Origin of the sequence: Pseudomonas sp. YQ_6 (genome assembly GCF_043103245.1) — a bacterium.
GTDB classification, from domain to species: domain Bacteria; phylum Pseudomonadota; class Gammaproteobacteria; order Pseudomonadales; family Pseudomonadaceae; genus Aquipseudomonas; species Aquipseudomonas alloputida.
In genome coordinates, this window is sequence record NZ_JBICJR010000007.1 from 17,446 (window position 1) to 42,547 (window position 25,102).

General features: G+C 56.2%; 10 protein-coding genes. 6 read left to right on the plus strand and 4 right to left on the minus strand.

Features of this window, described 5'->3' with window-relative positions:
- Window positions 1-44 precede the first annotated feature (44 nt).
- The 3 genes from ACF8FG_RS02075 to ACF8FG_RS02085 form a co-directional block, all read right to left on the minus strand.
- The gene (locus ACF8FG_RS02075) at window positions 45-2,219 is read right to left on the minus strand and encodes an autotransporter outer membrane beta-barrel domain-containing protein (RefSeq protein WP_019437428.1); all 2,175 of its coding nucleotides are present in this window, start codon (window positions 2,217-2,219) and stop codon (window positions 45-47) included.
- A gap of 177 nt (window positions 2,220-2,396) precedes the next feature.
- A complete protein-coding gene (locus tag ACF8FG_RS02080; protein WP_318078795.1) occupies window positions 2,397-4,391 on the minus strand; it encodes a hypothetical protein in 1,995 nt (664 codons plus the stop codon).
- A 278-nt stretch (window positions 4,392-4,669) separates the two neighbouring features.
- Window positions 4,670-9,571, minus strand: a complete 4,902-nt coding sequence (locus ACF8FG_RS02085; RefSeq protein WP_019437426.1) for an RHS repeat-associated core domain-containing protein — start codon at window positions 9,569-9,571, stop codon at window positions 4,670-4,672.
- Window positions 9,572-9,757: 186 nt separating this feature from the next.
- Here ACF8FG_RS02085 and ACF8FG_RS02090 point away from each other — a divergent pair, with 186 nt between their 5' ends.
- The 6 genes from ACF8FG_RS02090 (at window position 9,758) to ACF8FG_RS02115 (ending at window position 23,898) form a co-directional block, all read left to right on the plus strand.
- Window positions 9,758-11,602, plus strand: coding sequence for a hypothetical protein (locus tag ACF8FG_RS02090; RefSeq protein ID WP_019437425.1), 1,845 nt, complete (start codon window positions 9,758-9,760; stop codon window positions 11,600-11,602).
- Window positions 11,603-11,686: 84 nt separating this feature from the next.
- The gene (locus ACF8FG_RS02095; protein WP_019437424.1) at window positions 11,687-14,194 is read left to right on the plus strand and encodes a hypothetical protein; all 2,508 of its coding nucleotides are present in this window, start codon (window positions 11,687-11,689) and stop codon (window positions 14,192-14,194) included.
- A gap of 13 nt (window positions 14,195-14,207) precedes the next feature.
- Window positions 14,208-16,499, plus strand: coding sequence for a hypothetical protein (locus tag ACF8FG_RS02100; protein ID WP_019437423.1), 2,292 nt, complete (start codon window positions 14,208-14,210; stop codon window positions 16,497-16,499).
- A 30-nt stretch (window positions 16,500-16,529) separates the two neighbouring features.
- On the plus strand, window positions 16,530-19,427 hold the full coding sequence (locus tag ACF8FG_RS02105) for a hypothetical protein (RefSeq protein WP_019437422.1): 2,898 nt from the start codon (window positions 16,530-16,532) through the stop codon (window positions 19,425-19,427).
- 58 nt (window positions 19,428-19,485) lie between these two features.
- Window positions 19,486-19,977, plus strand: a complete 492-nt coding sequence (locus ACF8FG_RS02110; RefSeq protein WP_134698102.1) for a hypothetical protein — start codon at window positions 19,486-19,488, stop codon at window positions 19,975-19,977.
- Between the two features lie 27 nt (window positions 19,978-20,004).
- Window positions 20,005-23,898: an RHS repeat domain-containing protein gene (locus ACF8FG_RS02115; RefSeq protein WP_392518596.1), complete on the plus strand. Its 3,894-nt coding sequence runs from the start codon at window positions 20,005-20,007 to the stop codon at window positions 23,896-23,898.
- 75 nt (window positions 23,899-23,973) lie between these two features.
- On the opposite strand, the gene ACF8FG_RS02120 is transcribed toward ACF8FG_RS02115, so the two are convergent.
- On the minus strand, window positions 23,974-25,053 hold the full coding sequence (locus ACF8FG_RS02120) for a fimbrial protein (RefSeq protein ID WP_019437419.1): 1,080 nt from the start codon (window positions 25,051-25,053) through the stop codon (window positions 23,974-23,976).
- Between the last annotated feature and the right edge of the window lie 49 nt (window positions 25,054-25,102).

Sequence of the window (25,102 nt, forward strand, 5' to 3'; positions counted from 1 at the left end):
ATTTGTGCCCTGCGTGCGCCGGACTGCGCCGCAGGGTGCTGCAATCACCAGTTGTAACGGACGCCCACGCTCACCCCCCAAGGCTGTTCGAGCTGCTCGCCGTTGGCATAGTCGAACTCCGCATGTACCTGCCATTGCTGGTCCCAGGCTGCCACCACACCGGCGCCCAGTTCGGCGCGCGAGCCCGCCAGGTCATTGTCGAGGCTGTTGCCGTTCACCTTCACGCGGTTGTTGTTGACGAACTCGTGAGCCCCGGCAACCCGTACATAAGGCTGAATCATGCGGCCCTGGCCGTAGTCGAAGGTGCGCCCGGCAGTTGTACCCAGCTTGCCCTGCAGCGAGCGGGTGTCGTCACCGCTGGCCTGCAAGCCATTGGCCAGGTGATACGACTGACCTTCGATGGCCATGGCTGCCAGTTGGGCATAAGGCTCGATGAAGTAACCATCCTCCAGCTTGATATGCCGACCGGCCTCCAGTGACACCCCGATGCCGTGATTGCTGTAGTCGCCTTTGGTCTTGCTGCCATCACTCAACTGCACATCGGCACGGTTCTGGTAGCGGTTGACTTTTACAACGCCATCGAAGTAGTAGCCGTTTTGCGAGTCGAGCCAAGTGGTGTAGGCCCCCATGTGGTAACTGTCGACCTTGCCCGAGCTGCCGCCCTGCAAGTTGAGGTCTGAGTTGCTGTAGCCCGCTGTGACCCCGATCAGCCAGTTGCCATCGCCGATTGGCAGGCGACCGTCGGCACCGAACGACAGCCCTTGTTGCTGCTGCTTGTAGCCGAAGCCGGAGGTAGAAGCGTTGAACTGGTTGCCATAGCTGCGCATCCAGCCACCCGATGCGCCGTCGTTACGGCGTACCTCACCCATGCGGCTGCGCAAGGTGGTAAGTTCGCCATACCAGACGGTAGGGGCGGTATTGGCCAGTGCCAGGATGGTCTTGGTGCCATTGCTGAGCGAGCGCATCGAGGCGTCCAGGTACCAGTCATTACCGCGCTGGGTCAGGCCATAGGCGAAGGTGCCCAGGTCAACCGGGCCGCCCGCCAGCGAGAAGCTCGCATCGCCTGCGGCGGTATGCACCAGATGCAGTTCGGTGTCGGCCAGCGGGTCTTTGCCTGTGCTGGTCACGCGGATCTCATGGTTGCCGGTGGCGGCACCCGTCACCTCGAGCAGGTCGCTTTTGCCGTCGGCAAAGTCGGCGTTCATGATGAAGGTGCCGCTACCTTCCAGGTTGGCCACCTGCAAGGTGTAGAACTCGCCATCATCACCAAACGCCACTGCGCCGCCGTCCAGCGCCAAGTCCTTGAGCTGTGCGTCGCCAGTCATGGTCCATTGGCCACCGCTGTTCAAGGCCAGCAGGTCAAGGTTGTGCAGGCGGCCTTTGAGGGTTGCCTGGTTGGCCAAGGTCAGCTTGCCGCTGCCGCCTTCGGCGACGACGATATCGCCCTCCAGGGCGCTGGCGCTGACCAGGATATCGGCGGTGCCGACGGCGCCGACTTCCACCAGTGTGCCATTACCGGCCTTGAGGGTGGAGCCGTTCAATACCTCGATCCTGGCACTCGCCGGTGCGTTCCCCGCCGTAGCGACGGCAATGGCAGAACCGTTCAGGCCCTCTACGTGGCTGGCATCCAGTACCACTGTGCTGGTTCCGGCGGGCTGGCCGCTGTCGCCACGCACGCGGAGGCCATCCTGGTCGCCGACGATGCGGCTGCCTGCAGTGGCCTGCAGGTTGCCATCGAACAGGTTGATCCCGGCACTGTTGGTGTTGGTGCCAGTGACTTGGCTGGCTGACAGCGTCAACAGGCTATTGTTGATGACCGCGCCCACCGCGCCGCCGCTGATGGTGCTGTCAAACGCGTCAACCCGTGCGTCGCTGCCTATGGACAGGCCCTGGAAGGCAGATGTCACGCGGCTGTTGCTGATAGTGGCCCCGGCCGCGCTGATGCGCAGGCCTGCGGCGTTGCCAGTGGCGTTTACCTGGCTACCATTGAGCACCAGCCTTGAGCCCTCCAGCACCCTGATGTCACGAGTAATGGCGCCGTTGGCCGTGAGGGTGGCGCCGTCCATTACCGTGTAGTTGTCAAGTGCTGCGCTGCCATCGATCGTTGTGTCATTCTTGATCGGTGTCTGGGCCCAGCTGTCCGGGCTGAGCAGGAGCGCAGGGGCCAATGTGGCTGCGCGCAGAACCTGGCGTAGGGGCAAGGGGGAGAATGCTGACATACGAATACCTGTGTCTTGTCCAAGTCGGAACCGGCCAGCGCCTGTTGCAGGCTGGCCATTGGCGCCGAAGTCTATGGATTTAGCGGATATTTCCTGTAGGAAAAGCCTGATTAAGCTCGCGGCTTTTCCTATCTATGAGCGCGGGCTACCTTGCCAGCCCGTCCTTGGGCGCCCCGTTCATGGAACCGCACAGGTGCCTGTTCCAGCAGTGCCCAGGCTGACCACAGCTTCGGCTGTTTTCGATGTGACGGTTTCTCCCCCGTGCTGGAAGCTGTACTGCACGCGGCCGCGACCATCCGCGCCAAAACCAGTGGGGTCATAGATACTGAGGATGTGGGGATTGTAGGGTTTGACTTCCCAATAAAAGCCCGCAGCCGCTTCTGCTGCGTTGATTGTGCGGGGCTCGGTCAATCTGGCTGCCGGGATCTCATTATCCCCGGTGTAGCCACCCCATCCAGTCCATGTCAGGGTTACCTCAACGCCATTGGGCAGGTACTGGTTCAGTGGTGGCACGAACACCTTGAACGCAGGGTCGCCAGTTGGGTTCAGTGGATCTTCCCAAAGGGATTCACAGTTGAGGAATCTATTATTGTACAGACGTTGAAACTCGGGAGCGTCCGGCTCGATGACAACGGCGTTGGCATTGACCACTGCAGTAGGCGAATTTTGCTCGTTACCTACCCCGGTCGCTTTGCGGATGGTGTAGTGCACCGGTAGCGTGGGGTTATTGCTGGCATTAAGTATGTAGGTCCAGGGAAGCGGCCGCTCGATATCTGCAGGGTGGCTTAAATCGACATCATACCTAGCCTCGGTGACCAGCGTGCCGGCCCAATAGAATTCCATGATGTCAGTATCTTTGGCATCGTCATGACGTTTGACCTTGAACGTTGCCGCCTCGCCGGTATCACTCCGATCCAGCACGTTTTCCTGTTGAGAGTTCTTGCCCCAGACCGCAGGGGCGTCGAGTTTGCTGTTGATGGGGTCTGGCCAAGTGGGGTCGGGGTCGGGGCGGTCGGGGCCTGCGACAGAGAAATCAACCTTCAGTGTGGTGCTTTCTGGGCCATAGGGAACACCATGGCGCAGTACACGATAACTGACGTCGGTCTCTAGTTCGGTATCTGCGGCGCCATAGGCTTCACGCAGGCGATCGGGCGGTACACTGATGTAAAACGGCAGATTACGCGAGCCAATCTCTTCGGTGAAAGGTTTGGAGGCGCCCCAGGTGACCTCGACAATGTCGCTTCTCCGGTAGTTGGTATAGTCGACTTCAACCGTGACGCCTGCCTGCGCATCGGCCAGGTCGATCATGCCATCACCTTGGGCGAGGGGTACTACCGGCGCTTGCAGCGCGGTGGGTAATGACCCAAGGTTTACATAAACCTCTGCGATCTTGGAGATGCGGCTGCGGTTGGTAGCTTTATCCAACAGGATATAAACAATGTAGAAGTGACCGTCACTCAGGCTTTCTATGTCGGTCTTGGTTATCAGCAGTTCCCGGTTCGCGGGTAGTGTGCCATGACCAATGGGGGGCGGTATTTGCCCCTCAACCGGAACGGTGTCAGAGTAATAAAGTGCGTAAGTATCCTTTTCGTCCTGATCAGTATAAGGCGGTAATGTTACTGTCAGGCCGTTTGGGTTGGTGCTGAAAAAAGCGTCTGTCACCACGTTTCCATTGAGTGCCGCTGGTTCAGGTTCAACAGCATCCCACGGTGGTGTTTTATCGAAAATCAGATCGATTGCGGGAGAGTATTCTGGCGTAGGTGTATTGTACCTGTCGATTCTATAGCGCAGTTGGCGCTTGCCATCACGGGGGTAATCAGCTTTGGGGATCTGCAGCGTCGTAGGGAATACACTGTCCTTATCGTATTGGGCGCTGGCGCCAACTTCCAGAAAGTCACCGACACCTGGCCCGTCAACGATAGCCATTTCCAGTTGCAATGTGTCCTTGTCACCCAGGATTGGGTCGGGCAGGTTTAGCCATGCCTGTATGAGCACATCAAGGTCTGCATCGAGGACGTCCTTGTTCAAGGTCCCGTCCGCTAGGTCGACTATCCCTTGGACTTCAGGGGGCGCCAGGGCATCGACCTGCTGCGTCGCCAACCTGGCAATACGCTGTTTTTGATAGTCAAGACGTGCTTTTGCTGCAAGTAGACGTGCCGAGTCATTGCTCATGCGAAGTGCTCCCATACACATCACGATAAGGAGGGGCCGGGTTGGCCTGCTACCGGTTGTTGGTGAGAGAAGGCTAGCGTGGAGTGGAAGTTGTGGATACTGGTAAAAATGCTAGGTGGGTCGATAATAAGTAAATAAAAAGCCGGCTCAGTTTATATGCTGCAGCCCAGGGGCGGGCTGCAGGCACTTGTTGAGCGGGCTTTTAGGTGGTATCTGCCAGTGGTTTGACAATGAGCTGTTTCAGCTTTAAACAAGTACGAGTGGATTGTATTGCTCAGTCAAAAGAGACCACTAAAAATAAAGCGATCGTAGCCAAAGTTTCTTCCCATGAAACTCCTTAATAAAAAACTTGGCCCTTCGCCGCTGCCAGCAGCTGCACCACTAATGTCCTCCGCATTGTTAACTACTTCCGACACTGCACCCGTTGGCGTTGTACTAACCGCTTTGCTGCCAGAGAAAGCCAACTTGCCCACAGAGAATGCTACTTTGCCAACTGCTACAGAGGCAGCTGTTATACCCAGAATCATTGCCGCCGTTCCCGCCGCCTCATCGTTGTTGATGACTGAAACTGCCTGCGCTGCGGTACCGCCAAGGGACAGCCCTGCAAAGAGGGTGTTCGTGAGCGTTCCTTTAATGGTGGTAGCTGCAACCTTGACCAATAATCTTTGCACGAAACCGGCGGTACCTGCTCTGACGGCCATGGTCGCAGCGCTCATCCCGGCTTCCGCGGCAGGGCCGAGTGCCCCTACCGCAGCCAGTGACGCACCTGCGGTAAATACTGCTGCAACGGTAAGCGCTACCCCAAGGCCCAACATGATCCAGTTCAATGTGCCGCCACCAGGCTTCCTGCGCCCCAGCCAGTTAGGGTCATCTTCGTCAGGGCGCCGCGGTCTGCCACCGTCGCCCGTGGCAGTCAAGCCGCTGGGGTCGCGCAGGGCAATCGGGTTGTTCAGGCAGTAGGTGTAGGGGTTCAGTTCACCGGTGTCGAACACGCTGCGCGGATCGGGGCTGTTGAAGCGCCTAAGCCCCGGATTATAGGCACGCATGCCCCGCCCCAGCAGGTACCAGTCACTGCCTTCATCCAGTGCCTCACCGTTGAAGCCCAAGTTACTGTGGACAGGCACCGTGACGTGCCGCTGACCATAGGCGCTGTAGCGTATGTCGCGAACCGCGCCAGCTTCGCATTCGGCGATGACACTGTGGCTGGAATCGGTTTGCAGCAACAATGTTCTGGCGGGGGCATCGCTTTGCTGGGCCAGTGGTATATCGGCATGGAAGCTAAATCGTGTGTAGTTGCCGTCCTGGATGGCCAGACTCAGTCGGTTCTCGTCGAACCACAGTTGCCTTGGCGAGCCACTGGCTGTCTGGCTGGTCAGTAGTTGCCCTTCACCGTCGTATTGATATTGGCTTTGGCCTCTGATTTGCAACAACTGGCTTTCTTCGTCGTACTCCAGCACGCGGCCATGCTGGTCGACCGTCAGGTTACCATTGGCATCATGGAAGAATGTGACGGTTTCTGGCGTACTGCCGCTCGTGGAGAGCGTCAACGATTTCAGCAGGAAACGGTCGTCTTTGTTGTATTCATACGTCGCACTCTCACTGGTGCCGTCATCAAAGCGGGTGAAGCAAACACGAATATTGTCAATGCTGTCGTAATCGAACGCCTGTTGGCGGGGGGTGCGGCCTGCCTCGTCTTTGGGGATCTCGCGGCCGCTGTATTCGACCATGCTCAGTCGCCCCAGCCGGTCGTAGCGGAATGCTTCCCCGAGCACAACATCATCATCAGGCCCGGGCCCGTCGTGCAATACGCGGCTTTGGAGCAAATTGTCCTTGCCCCACACCTGAGTCAACGTAGGCAAAGGCCTTGTGTCTAGCTGCTGGGTGCGCTTGTTTTCACGCCCATGGTCGTCGTACTCAAGAGATGTGGTCAGTGTGCTGTTGTTAACTGTGTCGGTGCTGGTTACGGATATCAGCCTGCCCAGGCCGTTGTAGCCGAAGCATGCCAGCAGGTTGCCTTGGCGTGTCGCCGTGATGAGCCCTTTCTCGTCGTATTCATGGACGGCAGTCATGCCCCCGGCATCTTTGCTCGATGTCAGGCGGTTGTGGAAGGTGCGGACATACTCGGCCGTGCGCGGCACATCGCCTGCCGTTTCGAGGGTTTCGCCGGTCAACTGATCATGCGCATTGTAGTGATAGACCCGTTTGCCGTTGGCACCGCGCGACTCCTTCATCCTGGCTGTGATCGGGTCATAGATGTACTCGTCGCCTTTTTCGTCAGCATTCACGCGCATATGGGTAGGAAGAGGGGAGAGCGCCAGGTTGTACTCGTAGCTGATGGTATCGCGCGCGCCGGTGATCATGGCCGCTGGTTTCGATTGGCCGGGTTTGTACCGCAACTCCTCGGTGCGCTTGCCAATGGTGCGCGAAGTCACCTTGCCCACCCCGTTATAGCACTGGCTGCCCACCTCGAAGGGAGGGTCGGACTCGCGGTTGGAAAAGGCGGTGATACTGGTCGACCATTCGGCGTCCGTGTGGTGGGCATAACGATGCTCGATACGCGTTTCGGTTGGCCGCGTGCTGGCACTCAAGCGGCCGAACGGGTCGTATTCGAATGTTGTCTCATACTGGCGTTCATCGATTTTGCTCACGCACCGGCCAAGGCCGTCGTAGTGCATCACCTGTTCCGCCTCGATCACATCGACAGGGCTCAGGCGTTCTATCCGTACCGCCTTCTCGAACGCGTTGCTCCAGGTCCTGACCTTCTCGCTTTTCTCCGTTTGCTGCGCCACCTGCAACCATGTGGTCTTGCACACATTCCTGTTTTCATCTTCCACGGTGGGGTCGAAAAGCGTGTGTTCCTGAACGTTGTCGTGGCGGATCACCACACTGCGCCCTTCCCAGTTGTCGTACAGGTATCGCTGGGCCAGGTACGGCACGTCGGCAGGGAAGGGTTTGCCCTCCAGCCAGTCGTACTGCCTGTCTTCAATTTCGCGTCCCCAGGCGTCGTGCACCAGTTCCTGGACCTGGAACAAAGCGTTGGGCCTTGTCGGGTCTATATGGCTCGCCAGCACCTGGTGCACGCGGCCCAAACCATCGAACCGCGTTTCAGTGATCACGGATGTAGGTGAGGTATAGCGCTGGCTCGCCTGCTCACCCTCTTCGGCACAAAGCGCATACTCATTACTGCGCACCGCTTCGCTGGCGCCACCCCCTGCCACGACTTCAAAGATCTTGCGGTGCAGTTTGTCGGTGACGATGCGTCTCTCTACCCTGTCCTCGTCGTTGCTCAGCACCAGTTCGCCAGAGAACAGTGAGTGCCCTTCGCTGGTCTGCATGCTGGCCTGGTCATGCCCCACGGTGTCATGCACCGTTTTCAGCACGGTAATTGGAGCCAAATCATGCAAGCGCTCGTCGTGCATCTTGTCCCAATCGAGCGTCTCGAACTGGTAGGCATAGTCAACAGTGCTTTCCAGCATTTCAGGCTGGCCCGGCTCGCCAAAGGCGGGGTTCGGGAAGCCCGTGGTGCGTTTTTGCAGGCGACCATGTTGCAATGGCTCTGCCAGTTGCACTTCTTCATTTTCCTGCTCGTGATAGTCATAGGCCGTGACTTTCAGTGTGCGATCGTTGTGGCTCAGTGTTTCGCTATGAAGGGCACACCAGCTTTCCTGCCCGGTCGCTTCGCTGCTGCTGGCCAGTACTTTGATTTGTTTGTACGTATGCGTCGTGACCAGTGTCTGGGCGTTTCCACCGTGCCCAGCCGCCGGTGTCACGGTTTTGGTGTGTAGGTCGCACACAAAGTTTTCAGCATTGCCTGGGTAACCCGCATCCCCATTTCGGTACCAACGGTTTGTCTCCACGACGCCGGTCGCTGCTTGCTGCATCAACACATTTCCGTGATCGTCGTACTCGACCCTGATGGTTTCCACGCGTTGACGGCCGCTATCGCGCAGCCGCCAACGGGTTTCGATTTTGATCGGGTACTGACAGGCGTTCACTTGCTCCTCGAAGCGCCCGGGCTTCAGGTTATATGTCGTGATTTTCTCTTCAATGAAATTGCCGATGACTTCAGTGTTGTCGGCGTTCAGCTTGGTGCCCCGATACACAGCTTCACGGGTGTTCAGGTGAAACTTGTTGAACTCTCGGACGGTGCTGCGTACGGGCCTTTCATCCACCCAGAGTGTCTCTGTGGTGGCATAGTCATAGTCGATTTCCTTGCGGAACAGGTTGTCCAGGCCATCGTCTATCCACTCCAGTGGTGCATTGCCACCCAGGAAGTTGTGACCGTTGCTGGAATAGGTGTAACGCGTGTCGATCGGAGGTTGCTTATTGCCTGGGTGCTGCACATGCTGTGTAACCCTTGGCAGCGGGTCCAGGCCCGAACCGATCGGGAACTGGTGGCCGTAATCATCGTATTTCAGTTCTTCGAAACCGCCCGCAGGGGTGTACACCGTGCTGATGCAATCGACATTCCTGACGCTGATATAGGAAAAACGCCAGCTCGCCTGGTTGTCGGTGGGCAGTTCGATGCGGGTTACCCGGTTGTTGGTGCCCAACACCATGGTATAGGTGGCGTTACCCGTGTCAGTTGGCATCCTCAGCTGCACATCACCGTTACGAACGGCCTCCAGCAGCGTGACGCCGCGCATGTCGGTGATCTTGGTCAACATCGGGAAGCCGTTATGGGTGCCGTATTCCAGGTTCAGCCAATGCCCCTGGCGGCTGAAGATGCGGGTCGGCACCGCCCTGCCATTCGTGCTTGAACCTTTTCGCTCGAGCACTTCCACCATGCCGGAGCGGTGCACCACCCGCCAGCGGTCTTCAGCGTCCTCATACAGGTGGAACGTGTCGATCTTTTTCTCCGACATCGTCAACTGGTTGGTAGCGCCAACACGGCCGTCGGCTTTGAACGTTTCGCCATTGGCCAGGGAAATGATCCTGCGTTTCTGGGCAGGGTCGAACTCGGTGGTGGGCAGGCTCCAGCCCCTGCCAAAGCCGCGGTCCTGTGTGTTCAGTTGGCTGTAGCGTAGGTTCAATTCGATTTCAGGCGCCAACAGGTCACTGCCGTAAAACGCGGAGAGGGCGATTTGAAAGGAATAAAGGCCCGTTCGCGAGTCAACACCGCTCTGCATGTGATTGAAAAAATTGAAGGCATTGGAATTGATACTGGATTCAGTGGCCATGATGAAGAGCGCTCCAGGGGTGAGGTACGGGATGCATAAGCACGGACACTAGCAAACGGCATAACAGTTGCCACCTGTTAAAAGTGCTAGTTTCGGCAAGGCGGGCCAAGGTGTAAAAAATCCCCATCGAGATCAGCAGTTAAAATCAGTGCTGATCAAAGCAATTAATAGGGTGGGGATTAGCGAATGAAACTTCGCAAGCGGCATGGCGAGCAATCCGAGGGCTTAATGGCTTCAACTGCGGCGCTGCCGCGCCCCGAGATTCCGTTATTGAAGGGTGATTCGCTGAGTCTTGATGACTTAGGGGCTGAAGCGCTGAAAACGTACATCAAGTACCCAGGAATAGACCTGGGGCATTTCGTCGCTCCGCGCTTTTTCGGGTGTGGTGCACTGGGGGAAATTCACGACCGTGACCCAAACCCGCTAGAAGTGACTGATCTGGAGCCTGATGGCAGTTTCTTGATTGAAATAGATAATAGCCTGCTGCAAGGCCTGGACAAGGGCTATGCGTTCTATTCATACGCGCGAACCGATATTCGGGGTAACGTCATGCCAGGCCCGGCCCTGGAAGAGTCATCCGGCCGGCTGTTTTTTTATATCAACAAGCAAGTTGAGCCTGCTCTGATGTTGCCGCCGCCGCACTTTATGGACAGTGACGGTCTTGTAATTGACCTCGAACGCTTGAAGGGAGATGGCCGTGTTGTTACCACCCATTATCCCTTCATGACGGCGGGTGATAACGTTGTGCTTTCATGGAAAGACGAATTTGGTAATTCCGAAAATTACACCAAAGAGCTGGGTGAGGGCTCTGGCGAGCCATTGGTTTGGGTAATTGACGAAATCAAGTTTTTAATAGCCGGTGGGTGGTGCGAGCTGAGCTATACCGTCAACTATAAAAACGGTGGAATAAGCCAGTCTCCGGTCCAGCGCTTCACCATCAAGCTAAACGCGGGGCAGTCGCCAAGTTTGCCCCCCCCGGTAATACCGGGGCACAGTGGCGGCTGGCTCGACCCGGCCAAGTATGGGGACGGCTTACCGGTTGAAGTGGATGATTACGGCATTCGACACGGTGATGAACTGCTGCTTACGGCTGTGAGCAAGAAGGTTAGCCGACACATGCTGCGTATAGACCGTTCAATTCTGGATAGCAAGCGCTTGCGTTTTCTTGTGCCGGCGCAATGGTTGCAAGAACACATCGGTGAAGCGGTAAAGCTGACTTGGCAATGGGCCAGGGTGGGCGGGGCAGCCGACTCCACACCCTTGGATTTTGTCTTGAAGAAGCCGTTGGTTCTTAAGCCTCCGTTCAACCCGGATGCTACACAGCAAGAACCTGAGCCGGGCGAGGAAGTTGATCCAGAGATGGTTTCATTCGCTTTCATCAGCCCGAGTCTTTTGACGTTGGGGACAAAAATCCGAGTGCCGCAGGAGTCGGAAACCAATGATGGCAAGATAACCATGTACTGGGAGGGGTTTGGTACTACAGGTAAGTACCAAACCGATAAACCCACTGTCGGTAATCCCTGGGAGTTCCAGATTCCCCGTGCTGTGATACCTGCCAATTTTGGCAAGCGGGTCAAAGTGTTTTATACCGTTAAAGATGCTGATGATGGCGAGCAACGCTCACCTGCCTATGGCTTGAAAATTCAACCACTGACATCCGATGCTTTTCGAGCGGTTCAGTGCCCGGACTTTGCGACCTCGGACATTCCAGTGTCGCAGGTTATCGATAGTGTAACGTTTACGTTGAACAGTAATAGCTGGCTTTTCTTCGCGCAGGGCCAGATTGTACGCGTTTATGTTACGGGGAAGTCAAAGCCGGGCGAGCCCTCCTTGCCAGAAGAAGTGATACGCGATGACAAGCCGGTCTCTGCGGATGAATGGAATGAGGGTTGGTTGCGAATGAGCCTGAGCAAGGAGTATCTGTTGAAGCTCGAGGAGAATACTCATTTCCATGTGTACGTAAAAGTCAGTTTCGATGAGGGTACAAGCTTTGTTCAAGGCCGGACTGCCGAGTTCAAGGTAGTGCCTTGAATTCCAGGTCTTGCGGCAAGTGTTGGTTAGATGACTCGTGATCGGTGAATGTCACTGATTTGTTATTTTTGTGAGGATAGAACCATGGCTGAATATAGCTTTGAACAATTGTATGCGTGGCTGCTAGAGGAAAAGCGCAGCCTGAAGTGGGGCATGATTTCTTTCATGGACAGGGAAAAGCTGAATCGTCTGCTGCTGCAGGTTTACATTCGTCGGTTCAAAACAGACTCTTACCTCAAGCCCTTGACCGGGAGTATCGAGAATGGCCCGGACCGGCGTTTTGCACTAAACCAATTTACCCTGGATTGGCCGCGATTGGGCTTCCTGGGCGGGGACGCCAACGATTCCACCGCGCGCTTGACCACACAGGTCATGTCGGGAACACAGTTGGGTTTGCGTAACGCAGCCGGGGAGTGGGAAGTTCGGGAAATACGCGAAACCAGTCCGCTGCTGGGGCCGGAACTTAACCTGAAACTGCTACTGGCCAACGTGCCCGGCGTGGTAGGTGAAGAGGGGCGCGTGCGACTTGACTTGAAAGAAAGCTCCGACTTCAGCATTAACGTATCAGACGACCCCGGTGAGCAACGGCTGGTGGGTGAGTGGTTCAAGCAAAAGTTTGACGGGCTGGAGGCCCCAGAACGTGTGTTTACGCTTGGCCAGATAGAAGCAGGTGGTGATCCGTTACTGCGCGCCAAATCGTTTGCCTTGCGCACGCAGGCACGCAAGCGCGACCCAGACGATGACGAAGGCGCGGTACTGGCCATGGTGCGCTTTGAAGGGGATGAAGAAGGGAACATCCCTGGAAATGATTTTCGCTACCTCCTTCCCAATGACATGTCCTATGACGCGACGGTGTTGGTTGAACCCTCGCGAATCATGTTGGCACAGTTGGTCGAATCCCTGAAAACGGTCGTGCGTGGCGTCGAGTTTGACGTTGTTCACGACGAAGAGGGCAGGTTAGTAGGGGCTGTGGCTAAAAGTGGAGAGATGAGCATTGCAGCGCAGACGCTAGAGCATAAATTCACCACAGACCCAGATATGCTCGGGCGAACACTGAACGTGACCTTTAAGGTCTTCATGGATGAGGTTGTAATTAAGCTTGATAAGGTTTTTAAAGTTTCGATCAATGATGATGAGGTAGAGATCGAGTGGCACGTTACAGGTGTAATGGCCATTGAGCCGATATCTCTTGATGATGACACAGGGATGATTGGCAGGACGTTGGATAAAGATTGGGTAGATACTTCTGAGTTTTACCGGCGCACTCAGGATGATTTCAGCTATAAGTTTATTTGTTCATATGAGCTTGATAGTTCAGGTGTTGCCTTGAAGTTTGTTGCTTTGAATCTGGAGGAGATTCATGCGCCGGCGCCTGTGATTGGAAATATTAAATTTCCCGAGGTGCCACCAGTTGATCAAGATTACTGGATTATTGTTAATCTCATGATGTTTTATCTTTCGTTCATGATTGTTCAGATTCACAGTTTTCTGCACGCTGTATTCAGCGCGGTTGAGGGTGTAGAAACCCCAAGTGTTGAGGTGCTCCTGCGTGAAGCGTTTGAGACAAATTTTGAATTTACCAGCCCCCTCCGTGAATTGGTCGATAACACCATCAAGCTTAATTTTGGCAATGCCCTTATCAGCCAGTCTCTTTACGCTCCTGGTGATCTCGTCTTCTTTGGCGCTGTCAATCCGACCGTAACCGCGTTCGCCATCGATCCCATGCAACATACCCTGGTGGCGGGAAGCGCGCCCTTGCAGTTCAACACGGTCCCGGCGCACCCCGGCCTGATTCGCTGGACGTGCGAGCCTGTACTGGATTCTGTTTCCAACGGGCAGATTGGTTCGATCGATGAACATACCGGCTTGTACACACCGCCGGCTGCCTCGGATTTCGATGGCGACTTTGTACGGCTGCGTGTCAATGCGCGGCACATAGACACCGACTTCAGCAGTTCGGCACTGATGACTGTCTTGAGGTCGGGTTTGCACATCAGTCCGCTCCTCTATGTGACACAGGTCAACAGCACGCCCCCCACGGTCAACTTGCGAGCCGGCTACCTGGGTGATGTAACGAACTTGAAGTGGGAGCCGCCTCAATATGGCCAGTTGGCCGCCGACGGTAAGACTGCAGTTTATACCCCCCCTGCAGTGATGCCCCCCCTGGATGGCTACCCTGACGAGCTTGCCTCTTTCGCGCTCGATAAAATTACGCTGAGTGATTCCACTGATGGGGAGACCGCGCGCGTCGCATTGGTAATCACCGAAGGCAATGCGGGGCTGCCAATGAAAATTACGCGTGAAGTGGATGTTGCGGCTGGCACTGTGCAATTGAAAGCCAAGGTGGGTAACGTTGAATTAACTCCGGCTCAAGCCCAATGGAAAGTAGTGTACGGCTCAGGTGTCATCGACCCCAATACCGGTATCTATACCCATGATGCGTCCAGCAGTGATCCATTTGCTGTGATATCAGCAACGCATGATACGGTTTATTACGGCGTTTCTCACCAGTATGTAGTGCAAACTTTGCCCCCGGCGAGGCTGGAGGATGCTGTGCGCGGCGTAGGTGCTTTCCAACTGCCCAAAGTATAAAGGAAGATTCGTCATGAGCATGAACAAACCGTCATTGCTGGGTGATTGGTTGGTCGATAACCCGGACCTGATGAAATGGGACAGTATTACGGGCGTGTGCCTGACCGCAGGCAATACCGCGCTTCGGCAAACCCATGCCACCCATCTAAGCCAGGGACACGAAATTACAGATTTATCTGGCCAGCTTGAAATCGACATGAGCGATATCGTTTACCACTTTGCAGGGTACCAGTTGTCAGGGCCACAAGTGGGCATTAATCGCGCGAGTTACGAGAGCACCCGGTTGGAAATGGTGGCCAACTTGCATGGTGGAACCCTGGTCATGACCGAAGGCGGCAATAAAGTCCTCAGCCTATCCGAGCATGATGCGCTACAAGGCCTTGAGCTTAAACAACAAGCCAGCGCAGATTTCAAGAATGGCGCATTGGTGCTGGATGTGTCCAAAGGCGAAGACATGCGCCTTGCAGTGAGTGAGCACGACAGCGAACAACTGTTGGCGGGTGACTGGTTGCGTCAGCAATTGCCAGTAGAAGCCGAAAAACTTGAGTACCCGCTGGTCAAGGGGTTGCAGGGGCAACCGGAGCTTGAATTGAGGGTTGCCCAGCTTGCCACACAGGCGGATGCCCAGGACAAGGGCGACACCTTGGTCGTGTTTGCGTCTTCGCAGTATGGCAGTGCGGGGGACTTGCCCAATATCAATGGCGATTTCCCACGTCTGCTGCCAGACCCGCCTGAGCCAGAAGATGCGGTGCAGTTGCTCAGTGCACGTGTGCTACACCGTAATGCCTTCCTCGCTGGTTTCACCCAGCTGTTGGACGGGGGGCGTTTCAGCTACCGCAGTGAAGACGGGCGGCTTGTCGAGGTGGTTGCTGAAGCGGGCACCTTGCAGATACCGCCTACGAATTATGAGTCCCAAGGATATATCTTTGCCGCCAAGCCCTTCCAGATAGGCGCGGCAGGTGGGGTTACAGCCACTTTCGAGCTGGACCTGATCACCTTGCAGTGGCATGGCGAGGCCACGATTGACTTCAGCTGCCTAGCCAAGGGTGAAGAGGTACCTTCGGAGTTCAATGCGGATTTTGCCCTGTCGCTGCGACACCGTTTTTATTTGCTACCCAACATTGAAAACGATCAGGGCTTGCTGGAAGGGCAGTTTTTCTCCCCCTGGCCGGAAGCACTGGAAGCCCATGCCCGGCGCGGCCTTCCCGAGGGTGATGAATACGAGGAACTGCGCTTGCAGGCAGGGGACTTTGCGGCCTACGCGGTGAAGCGGGCAATCCTGCTGGCGATTGCAAAAAAACTCAACCCTGCAGCCCCGGAGCAGTGGATGGAAGCGCTGACAATCGGGGGTGGCCATACCATAAAGTTCAACCCTGCCGACCTGGCGTTTCCCGGTGCGCTGTTGGCTTCGGGTTCGCTGAGCCACGATGCTGCGTTTCGCATTCGCGATGACGATGTGAATGTGCTCGCGGGCGGCTTCCATGAATTCATAGTGGATAACCCGCACAACGAGGCGCTGACCTGGACATTGGAAACCCTCCCTGGCGGGCCTTCCGACCCTGGCAGCTTCGTCGATGGCAAATTCCGGGCACCTCCTGCGCACACCTTGCAGAGGCGCTCGGGGCAAGTGCTGGTGATCGCCTCCAACGAGGCGGGCCAGAGAAGCGTTGCCGTCGTTACGGTGCTGCGCCAGCCACTGACGGTCAACCCATTCATCACCGTGATGCAAGCCGGCACACAGCGCCTTTTGAATGCAGGGGTGCTGGACGAAGCGTCCCTCGAAACCAAACCGCTGAAATGGACGATGGTCAATCCTGACCCTGAGTACAGCGGCGAGAAGTTGGAAGAAGACCAGGGGCGTCGTTGCCGCTACATGGCCAAGGCAGCCGATTCGAACGAAGAACAAACCTATTGGGTGGAATCGTTTGAGGTGGAGCTCGAAGAGCCCGCCGGCAAGCAGGCCGTACATGTGCTGGTCACCCTGCGGCAGCCCATGCTCAGGGTGAAGTTGGCCACTGCACCAAAGCGCGATGGCAGCATGCAATTTGAAGCTTACGTAGGTTCGAACAAAGACCCGGTGGCCGCACAGTGGCGCCTGGCAGTGGGGACGGGGCAAATCGACCCTGACACCGGCCTGTACGTGCCCGCGCAGAGTGGGCCGCAATCCCCCGGCATTGTGGTGATTGCCTCCCATGAATCAGAGGGGTACGGGCGCTTTGAAGGGCACCTGATCATGCCCTCGCAGCCCGACCGCTTTACTGCCTTGTGCCAACAGATGCTGGCATCGAAGACGCGCTCGGTATGACCCACTCGCGTTCACTGACAGGAGAATGACATGTCAAACCCCATTTCCTATGTGTTGCAGCGGATGGACAAGCGTCCCATTACCGAAGGTTGGGGGGCCGTTGCGGCGTTCAGCCGCGCGCGCCTTAACGAGGTGCTGCTCGAGCAATACAAACAGCGTTTTAGTGCGTTGAGTTTCGTTCCGCTGTTCAATGCAGACGTCGACCATGAAGACCATATCCGCACACAAAGCGTGTTGCGCGGGATCGAATTTGGCCCGCCGCTGCTTTCATTTGCCAATGCGTCGCTGGAGAACTCCACAGCACAGCTGACCTTCCCTATCCTGGCCGGGGTCTACAGGCGTCAATCGCCATTGGCAGAAAACCTGCAGACGCGCTTCATCATCGATGCGTCCATGGGTTATTCGCTGATGATGAACGTCGACCTCAAGCTGGTGACCGGCGAGATCGACCGGCGCGGGAGGGTCACGCTGGACCTGGCGGAGGCGTCCAGTTTCAGCTGCAACCTGGGGGGTGAAGACGAGCACCTCAATGGCCTGATCACTGCCGCCATGCTGGATTGGTTCAAACGGTTACCCGCGCACCAAGGCCAGTTCGAATTGGGCATGATTGACTTCTCAGGCTACTCGGCTTTGTCGCCCGTCAACTTCACTATCCTGACCCAGCCGGCGCCAGGCGCCAAAGTCTTGGGGGCGGACAATTATGGCGACGGTGCGGTACTCACCTTCATTCAGTTGCGGGCAAATACGCAGCCAGGCCAGATACCAAAGTCGTTTCCCTACCTGATTCCCGATGACCTGGACGAAGACGGAAGCGAGCTTTATTCGGCGACCATCGTTGTGGACAAAGCCCTGCTAGGCCATGTGAGTGACGACAATCTGGATGTTCTGGCATCGATACTGTTCGGGACGTTGCACAAGTTCGAGGAGCGCGAACGGCATACCCCGCACGACCTCGCAGTGTTTGGCAGCATTGTCGCTGTACCCCCGTTATATACCATCGACTCGCCCACCACTACCGTGCCTGCGGGCGGATCAGTCAAGTTTACCCTGCGCGATCAGGCAGGGGAGGAGGTGCAAGCCAGCCAATGGTATGCCCGCAGCCGCCAGAGCCATTTGGCGGTGGGCGATGGTGAAATCGGCCCTGATGGTCTTTACCAGGCTGTTGGGCTTGAGGATATTGGCCATCACAGCCTGACAATCTTTATTACAGCCGAGCTTGATTCTGACGATGGTAAAGAAACGCATCGCGTGACCACCCAACTGATCGTGCAGTTCGAGCAGGTTCAGATCGCGCCGCGGGTGGGTGTGTTTGCCGCGCGCACGCCGATTGCACTGAGCGCGGCCATGCCGGGGGGCAATATCGAGTGGTCGCTGCTCGGAGATCCGCGCGGTCAGCTTGCGCAGACCCACGGCCACCGAAATTCCTATACCGCCGAAAAGGCGGCCAGCCGGCGCCAGCTGACTGTCCAGCAAGTGCAAGCCACAGGCAGCCAGCAGCGTATGTCGACACTGGTCATGCTCAATGGTTTGCAATCGATGGTCATCGACCCTGTACGTGCAACCGGCCTGAAGCCAGGTGAGGTCGTGCCGCTGATAGAGCGAGACCCGGAATTACTGCCAGACGCACGTCGGCGCTGGAAACTGATCGGCCCGGGTACCCTGGATGGCGAAGGTAACTATATCGCCCCTTCAGGTGAAGAACAGGGCGCCAGTGTCGTGACCTGCGAGTTGGTGGAGAATGGCGTGGTGCTGGCGTCAGGCTACAGCTTGCTCGAATTTGGCGAAGCGCAATTGGTGGAAGAGGGCACCTGGATCAGGTTGAAGAGCTATACCATCACCGTACCGGGAGGGACCGAGCAAGGTGCCAAGGGCGAACTGCTGAGGAACGGGTTCCAGTCTTTACGGCTGCAGGTAGTTATCGAAACCGAGCCTGTGGATGGCCAGTACTATAAATTGACTGCAGACGAACGCGCCACCATCGGCTTGACCATCAAGCAAGATAAACAGGAAGTGGCTTCGCTGCCTGATCACAACAACCCCAGTGGCGGCTTGGATGCAGCCGACAAGAGAGTTTGGGGTATCCGTCGTGTGGCTAACCGTTTTGATTTGGTGTATTCGCAATTGGCCGAGGCGCTTCCTGCCAGAAACGAAGAAGCGATAACCCGGCAGGATCTCTACCTTCATACCAAGGCGCGGGCAGGGCAGGCGACCACCTTCTACAGTATGTTCTTAGCCGACGCGGGGGGGCCCTATCAATCCGATGATAACAGCGGCAACGTGGGGGCCACGATTGAAATAACGCCCAAATCACCTCCTGTCTTCGGGGAACAAAACTATTCCTGGACGCGCGTGCGTGTAGAAGGTAGTACGGGTCTCCCGAACGAACCCGGTGACCCGGCGTTCGATTATAATTTGGTAACGCAGGATTACTGGATACTCAAGTTGATTAACAGCAGCTTCGAAACCATCGAGTTTCTGGCGCGGAACGCATCGGACCCCCATATCAGCACTTCCATGATTCGTTGGGAGTCCGAAAACAAAAACGAGGTAATGTTCAGTTTTACCGGTTCTATCTTCCGGGACAGCGAAGCCAAGGACGCCGCTAAATGGAATTCAGGGGAGGCTAATAGCGTCCCTATCGACTTTGATGAGAACTTGTCAAAGCTCATGGCCAACCGAGAGGAACTGAAAAAAACAGTATTTGACGATGTTTTTGAACAGGGTACCTTGGTAATCACTAATCATCGGGTGATGGATTTCGACTACGTCGGGGGAGAAAACGCTACGCGTGATCAACTTTCGAGATCCCTGGTGGTTTTGCTACGGGATCGACAGGGTAATGCCCATTATCGGCGCTTCGCCTACAGAGGCCCCACTACGCTCGGTCATCGAAACTACATCGACCATACTTTGTTCACGCCAGTTTAAGCGGATGGGCCGCCTGCTGCGCGGGCGGCCTGTTAAATATATTGAAAGGAGTGTAATCATGAAACTCTGCCAGTCTGCGTGGTGCGTTGGTATGCTCTCGGCTTTGTTGTCAGTGGTGACAGGTGTTTATGCACTTGACAATCCTTCCGAGGCGAAAAGCACGGCACAAGTGTATTTTGCGGGTGGTAAGGATGAGCCTGATGCTGGAAACACCTGCTCAATTGAAATAGAACCGAATGGACCTCATAAATTTAATTTTCCGAATAATGGTTGTAAAAACGACGATATGTATTGGTATCGAGTCGAGAACGCCCCGTCGGGTACATTGATCACAATGTACTCCGAGGCTCACTGTCCCGATGGCGAAAGTTGGTGGTTCACAATTAGAACATATATACAGCCGACAACAACCGGCTGGCGAAAGATCGCAGATTTAGGGCCGGCCGCACTGAAATCTATTGTTACGGGAGGTGTTCTTCTTGATCAAAAGAAATATTCAGAGGGTTCCCAAGTGGGCGGTAAACTCTCTTGCGTGAAAATTGACCTCTAATCCCGAGCTACTCCAAGGAGAACGATGATGTCCGATGAACGTTCGGTGCATTCCAACGCCTTCAACTTCATGAGCCACTTGACGGGCGGCGTCGATTCACGCACGGGCTTGTACACTTTCACCGCCAAGCTTCGCAGCATTTCGGGCAACGACCAGTCGGGGCCCGAGTTTGACGTGACGTTGCGCTATAGCCCGCTCAGCCTTGCCGACAGTGGTTTTGGTACAGGCTGGAACCTGCGCACCACCGAATTCGACCCTGCCCAGAACCGCCGGATCATTTCCCTGGCCAATGGCGAAACGTTCAAAGCCGACGGCCGTGCCGGCGCTACCAACCAGTTGACGATGTCGGAGAAAAAGATCGACACGTTCCACCTTTATGAGGACGCTGAAGACCGCTGGCGGGTGGTGCACCGCTCCGGCGTGGTGGAAGTGCTCGAGCGAAAAGGTTCGAGCCCGTACGTCAGGGCAGTGCCGACCCGCATCTTCAGTCGCCAGGGCCATTGGCTGAACCTGGAATACGGCACCCATAACGGCTTTCCGATGTTGACCAAGATTACCGACATGCGCGATGTCACCTTGTTGGAAGTCGTTCGCAATGACAATGTGCAGTTGACGATGCCGACAGACACGGGTATCGCCACCTATACCCTGGTGTTGGGTACCGGCAACCGGGTGGACCGCATCGAACTGCCCATCGACAACCCGGTGGACCGCGCCGGGCTGCGCATCGAAAAACCGCCGAGGTGGGGCTTTACGTATAGCCGCATCAGAGATATCTATTGCATCAGCACGGTCTACACCCCTTCGGACGGTAAGGATGAACTCACCTATGGTGATGGCGGCCACCAGTTCCCGATCGGTTCGGGCCTGGACCCCCTGCCAAGGGTTACACGGCATGTGCAGCACCCAGGCCATGAGCAACCTTCGATCGACACGCGTTATACCTATTCCAGCAACGGTTACAACTTCCTGGGTGGCAATGCACCGCTGACCTGGGTAAACGATGGCCTGGACAATCTGTTCCGCCAGGTTATCGACTATGACTATGCCACCACAGAGACACTCTGGGTTGATGAAAAGCCCGTACGCAGCACCGTCCGCGAGTTCAACAAGTTCCACCTGCTTACCAGGGAAACGACCTATGTAGGTGAGGCGCTGAATGCCGACGAAACCGAAGTTATCGGCAACCAGATCAAGGAAGTCCAGACGGGGTATAACCTCAAGCCTGGCGCCCTGTTCAAGGAGCAGCCAAAGTATTGTCAATTGGTCCACAGCATCGATACGTCCTGGTGGTTGAAGGACGACCCGTCCGCCAGGTTCACGTTGGCGGAAGCCAGCACCTACGACGATCACGGCAACCTGAAGACGCATAGGGCCGTCACTGGTATTGAAGAGACTTACACTTGGTATGAGGCAGAAGAGCCGGGCTTCCCAGGCCATGCAGAAGGCTTCGTTACCTACCTGAAGGAAAAAATCCAGAAGCCGGCAGCCGGCTATCCCGGCAGTGCTGCGGTTCGCACCACGCATTACACCTATCAGCAGTTGCCAACGCTGACCAGTGCCCAACCGCATACCCAGCAACAGAACTGGCTGGAAGTGCAGGTCGAAACCTATACCAGTGGCAATGAAACAAAAGCTACACACCATGCTTTTGAGCAGGCTAAGGATGAAACGGGCAATGAGGCTGATAAACCATTGCAACATGGTCGCCTCAAGAGCCAGCAAACGCGCTACCCGAACCCGAAAAAGGGTGAACCGAACGAACCGGACACGCTCGACACCCTGATGGCGCATACTTACACCTTCGAAACACTCAGCTGGGATGCTGCCGAGGGTCGGGGCCCCTTGGTCAAGGGCACCATGAAAGTGCTGCAGGACAAGCAGCTACTGACTGGCTACGACGGCACCAACAAGGAAATCAGAGTGCAGCGCTCCCTGGCATCGGGAGAAACGGTGCTCAGCCGTGATGAAACCAATACGGAAATCATGACCGTATGGGACGCACTGCTGCGCGTCGAGCGGGAGATTGTCAGCCCGGGCAAGGAAGAAGAGGCGTTTAAACGCTACGAATATCAACTGAGCAACGACGAGGGCGTTCAGGCCACCCAGACACAATACGATGTGAAGGGTGTGATGACTGTGGCCTATTTCGATGGTGCCCATCGCACGATCAGGGAAGAACGGGAAGACCCGGACAATGGTCTGCCCAAAGGGGGTACCAAACCCATCTACACGGCCCGGTTCGACGCATGGGGCAGGTTGCTGGAAGAGACTGAAATTGACTGGCTCAAGGGCCGTGACCTGCCTTTGAAAAGCGGCTACAAGTACGATGCCTGGGGTGAGCAACTATGTGTCGTCGGCCCTGATGGCGTAGGCGAGTTCGCGCAAACCAACCCGATCGGCGATGGAGAAACCGGCCCGATCAAACGCGAGTGGCGGCAGAAGGTGCTGGACGCTGAGGGGAACGAACTGGAAAACGGCGCCAAGACCGGGGTCACTGAAACCCAGCTGAACCGCTTTGAGTTGCCTGTGCAGGTTCGACGGTGGGTGCAGGAGAAGCCGACTGATGAACAGGAAACCGTACTCAAGAGCGAGACGCTGACCCAATACGATGGATTGGGTCGCAAACATCAGGAAGAGTCAGGGCTGGGTAACGCGGAGCAAAAGCAGAGAGAAAAATTCACCTACGATGGTCTCGATCGCCTGCTGGCTCATGAACTACGTAAGGATGAGGTTGTTTACAGAACCTTTGCGGCACACACCGACAAGGACTTACCCATCACCATTCGGGTGAATGACCTTGAGCTGCTGGGTGAGCAACACTTCAACGGCCTGGACCTGATGGATTGGTCGAAAACCGGTGGCCGTTTACAGGAATATGAATACAAGACGGGTGAGCTCAAACCCAACAAGGTAAGCACGCCATTGGGTGTTATCGAATACGATTATCGTCCCTACCTGACAGAAGAACCTGTGCTACGAAAACTGGGGGGCAAAGAAGCCAATTATGTGTTCGACAAGCAGAACGCACGCCTGGAAAGCTGTGTCGAGGCCCAAGGGCAATCGATTTCGCGCACGTACTACAGCACGGGTGAAGTACGCGTTGAAACGCGTGGTGAATACGACATGGAGTATGGCTATAGCTACAGGGGGCGAATGGAGTCGTACCGGGATGTGCTGAACCAGACCCAGATCAATGAATACGACAATGTGGGTCGGCTTGATACCACCACACTGGGAGACCTGTCGAGCCAATTCGCATACGACGACCTGGGGCGTACAGCGAGCTATGCAACCACTGATGCATCAAGCGACCCGGTCAATACGCTTAAAACGACGTTGGAATATGATGACCTGGAGCGCGAGCGTTCGCGAACGTTCACCTTCAGCCAAGGGCCCGAGCAAGTACTTACCCAGGAATATGACGAATTTGACCGCATCATTGAACGCGTTCTTGCAGAAGGCCCTGCGACACCGCCCACCGTGCTGCGTAAAGAAACGTACAGGTATGATTTGCGCGGTCGGCTGGTCGATTATACCTGCGAGGGCGACCTGTGCCCAATTGACCCTCATGGCAAGAAGATAGCCCGCCAGGTGTTTGGCTTTGACGCGGTGGATAACATTCGTCAGGTTGTGACGCAATATGACGGCGGTGGGCGTAATCTGGCGATCTACCATTTCACAAACCCTGCGGATCCTGCTCAGCTTTCAGGCATTGAAAACAAAGTCGACGATCTTGAGCCCACTCATACAGAGCTTTTTTACGATGAAAATGGCAACCTGACACACGACGAAGCTGGTCGTATTCTGGAATATGATGCGCTCAACCGTCTGATCAAGGTGACAGACCCTGAAAAAGGGGAGTGCCTGTACGGTTATGACCCGCAGAATATTCTGAGTTCGACCGAGAGTGAGGCTTGATACTGCAACCTGAACCTGGATCAATCCGGCGCCCAAGTCCTTAATGGACGTTGGGCGCCTTTTTGTCCGCTCGGTTCAACGGTAGCGAAGGGTGAAGTTCAAAGCGCCGAACGCGTCGCCGGCAACGACTGCGCTGGCCTCGTCAGTCTGGTAGAAGCGTGCGCCAAAATTCAGCACGGTGGTGTTTTCCTGGATCGGTTGGAGGTGCTCTTCCCGTTGCAGCGGTAGGGGGGTACCGTCATCTTTCAGCACCTGGATGCCAACCCCTTCCGCTGTGGAGTCAGTGGTGAGCGTGAATACGCCGTCCAGCCCCGGTACGGGGGTCGACCCCTTGGTGGGTTCGAGTTCGATGGTTGCCATGGTCAGTCCCCCCGGGTCTGTCTTGCAGTTGCTCAGGGTAATTGAAAACGGCACGGTCGCTGTTGTGGTGCCTTTGCCGACGAAATGTGATTTGTCCCATGTCTGCAGCTCTACGGGGGTGTCGCTTATCGGGTCGCCGATGAGGGCGCATTGGGTTTGCAACACCTGGGCCTGTAACCGATAGCGCAGTACCAGGCCCAAGCCTGTGGCATCGAAATGCCCGGTGAACAGTTCGGTGTCTATCGTATGCTGGCCGGGGGCAATATCCCCCGTTTTGACCAGGGTGACCTCGCTCGTGATACCGCTGAGCTTGAAGCCCCCAAGCTGGTTGTTGGCCTGCATGGTCGACCGCATCGGGATGAAAGGGTTGTGTGGGCCACCCTCTGGCATGAAGAAAGTGGGGACTGCGCCGTTGAAAGGTGCCCGTAGCCGGATGCGCGCGCCGACCCCGTCGATGTTGGTTTTCAGGATATAGCCATCGGAGGGCTCACCTTCAACGGGGGGGAGCGGGTCGGGAAATACATCCCTGGCGTTCATGTCGAAACGCCAGAGTACGTCGCCATCGTTGAAGCAGAGCAGTTCCGAGCGTGGCATGGACTGGGTATACGAGGACAGGTTGGGTGTGCCGATGGCGCTGCCTGGCTCGGCGTTCGCAGGGACATGCATCACGCCGCTGAGTATGCGCGTTATGGTCATTGGCTGGCTGCCGACGGTCCAATTGCAGCGGTCGGCGGCGTGGGCTTGATAGCTGCTGAGCAGCGCTATGGGCAGCGCCCAAGGCATGAGGCGTTTCATTCGCAGTTCCTGGTGTTGAGCGGCCGTTCTGGGCACGAGTTGCATGGCG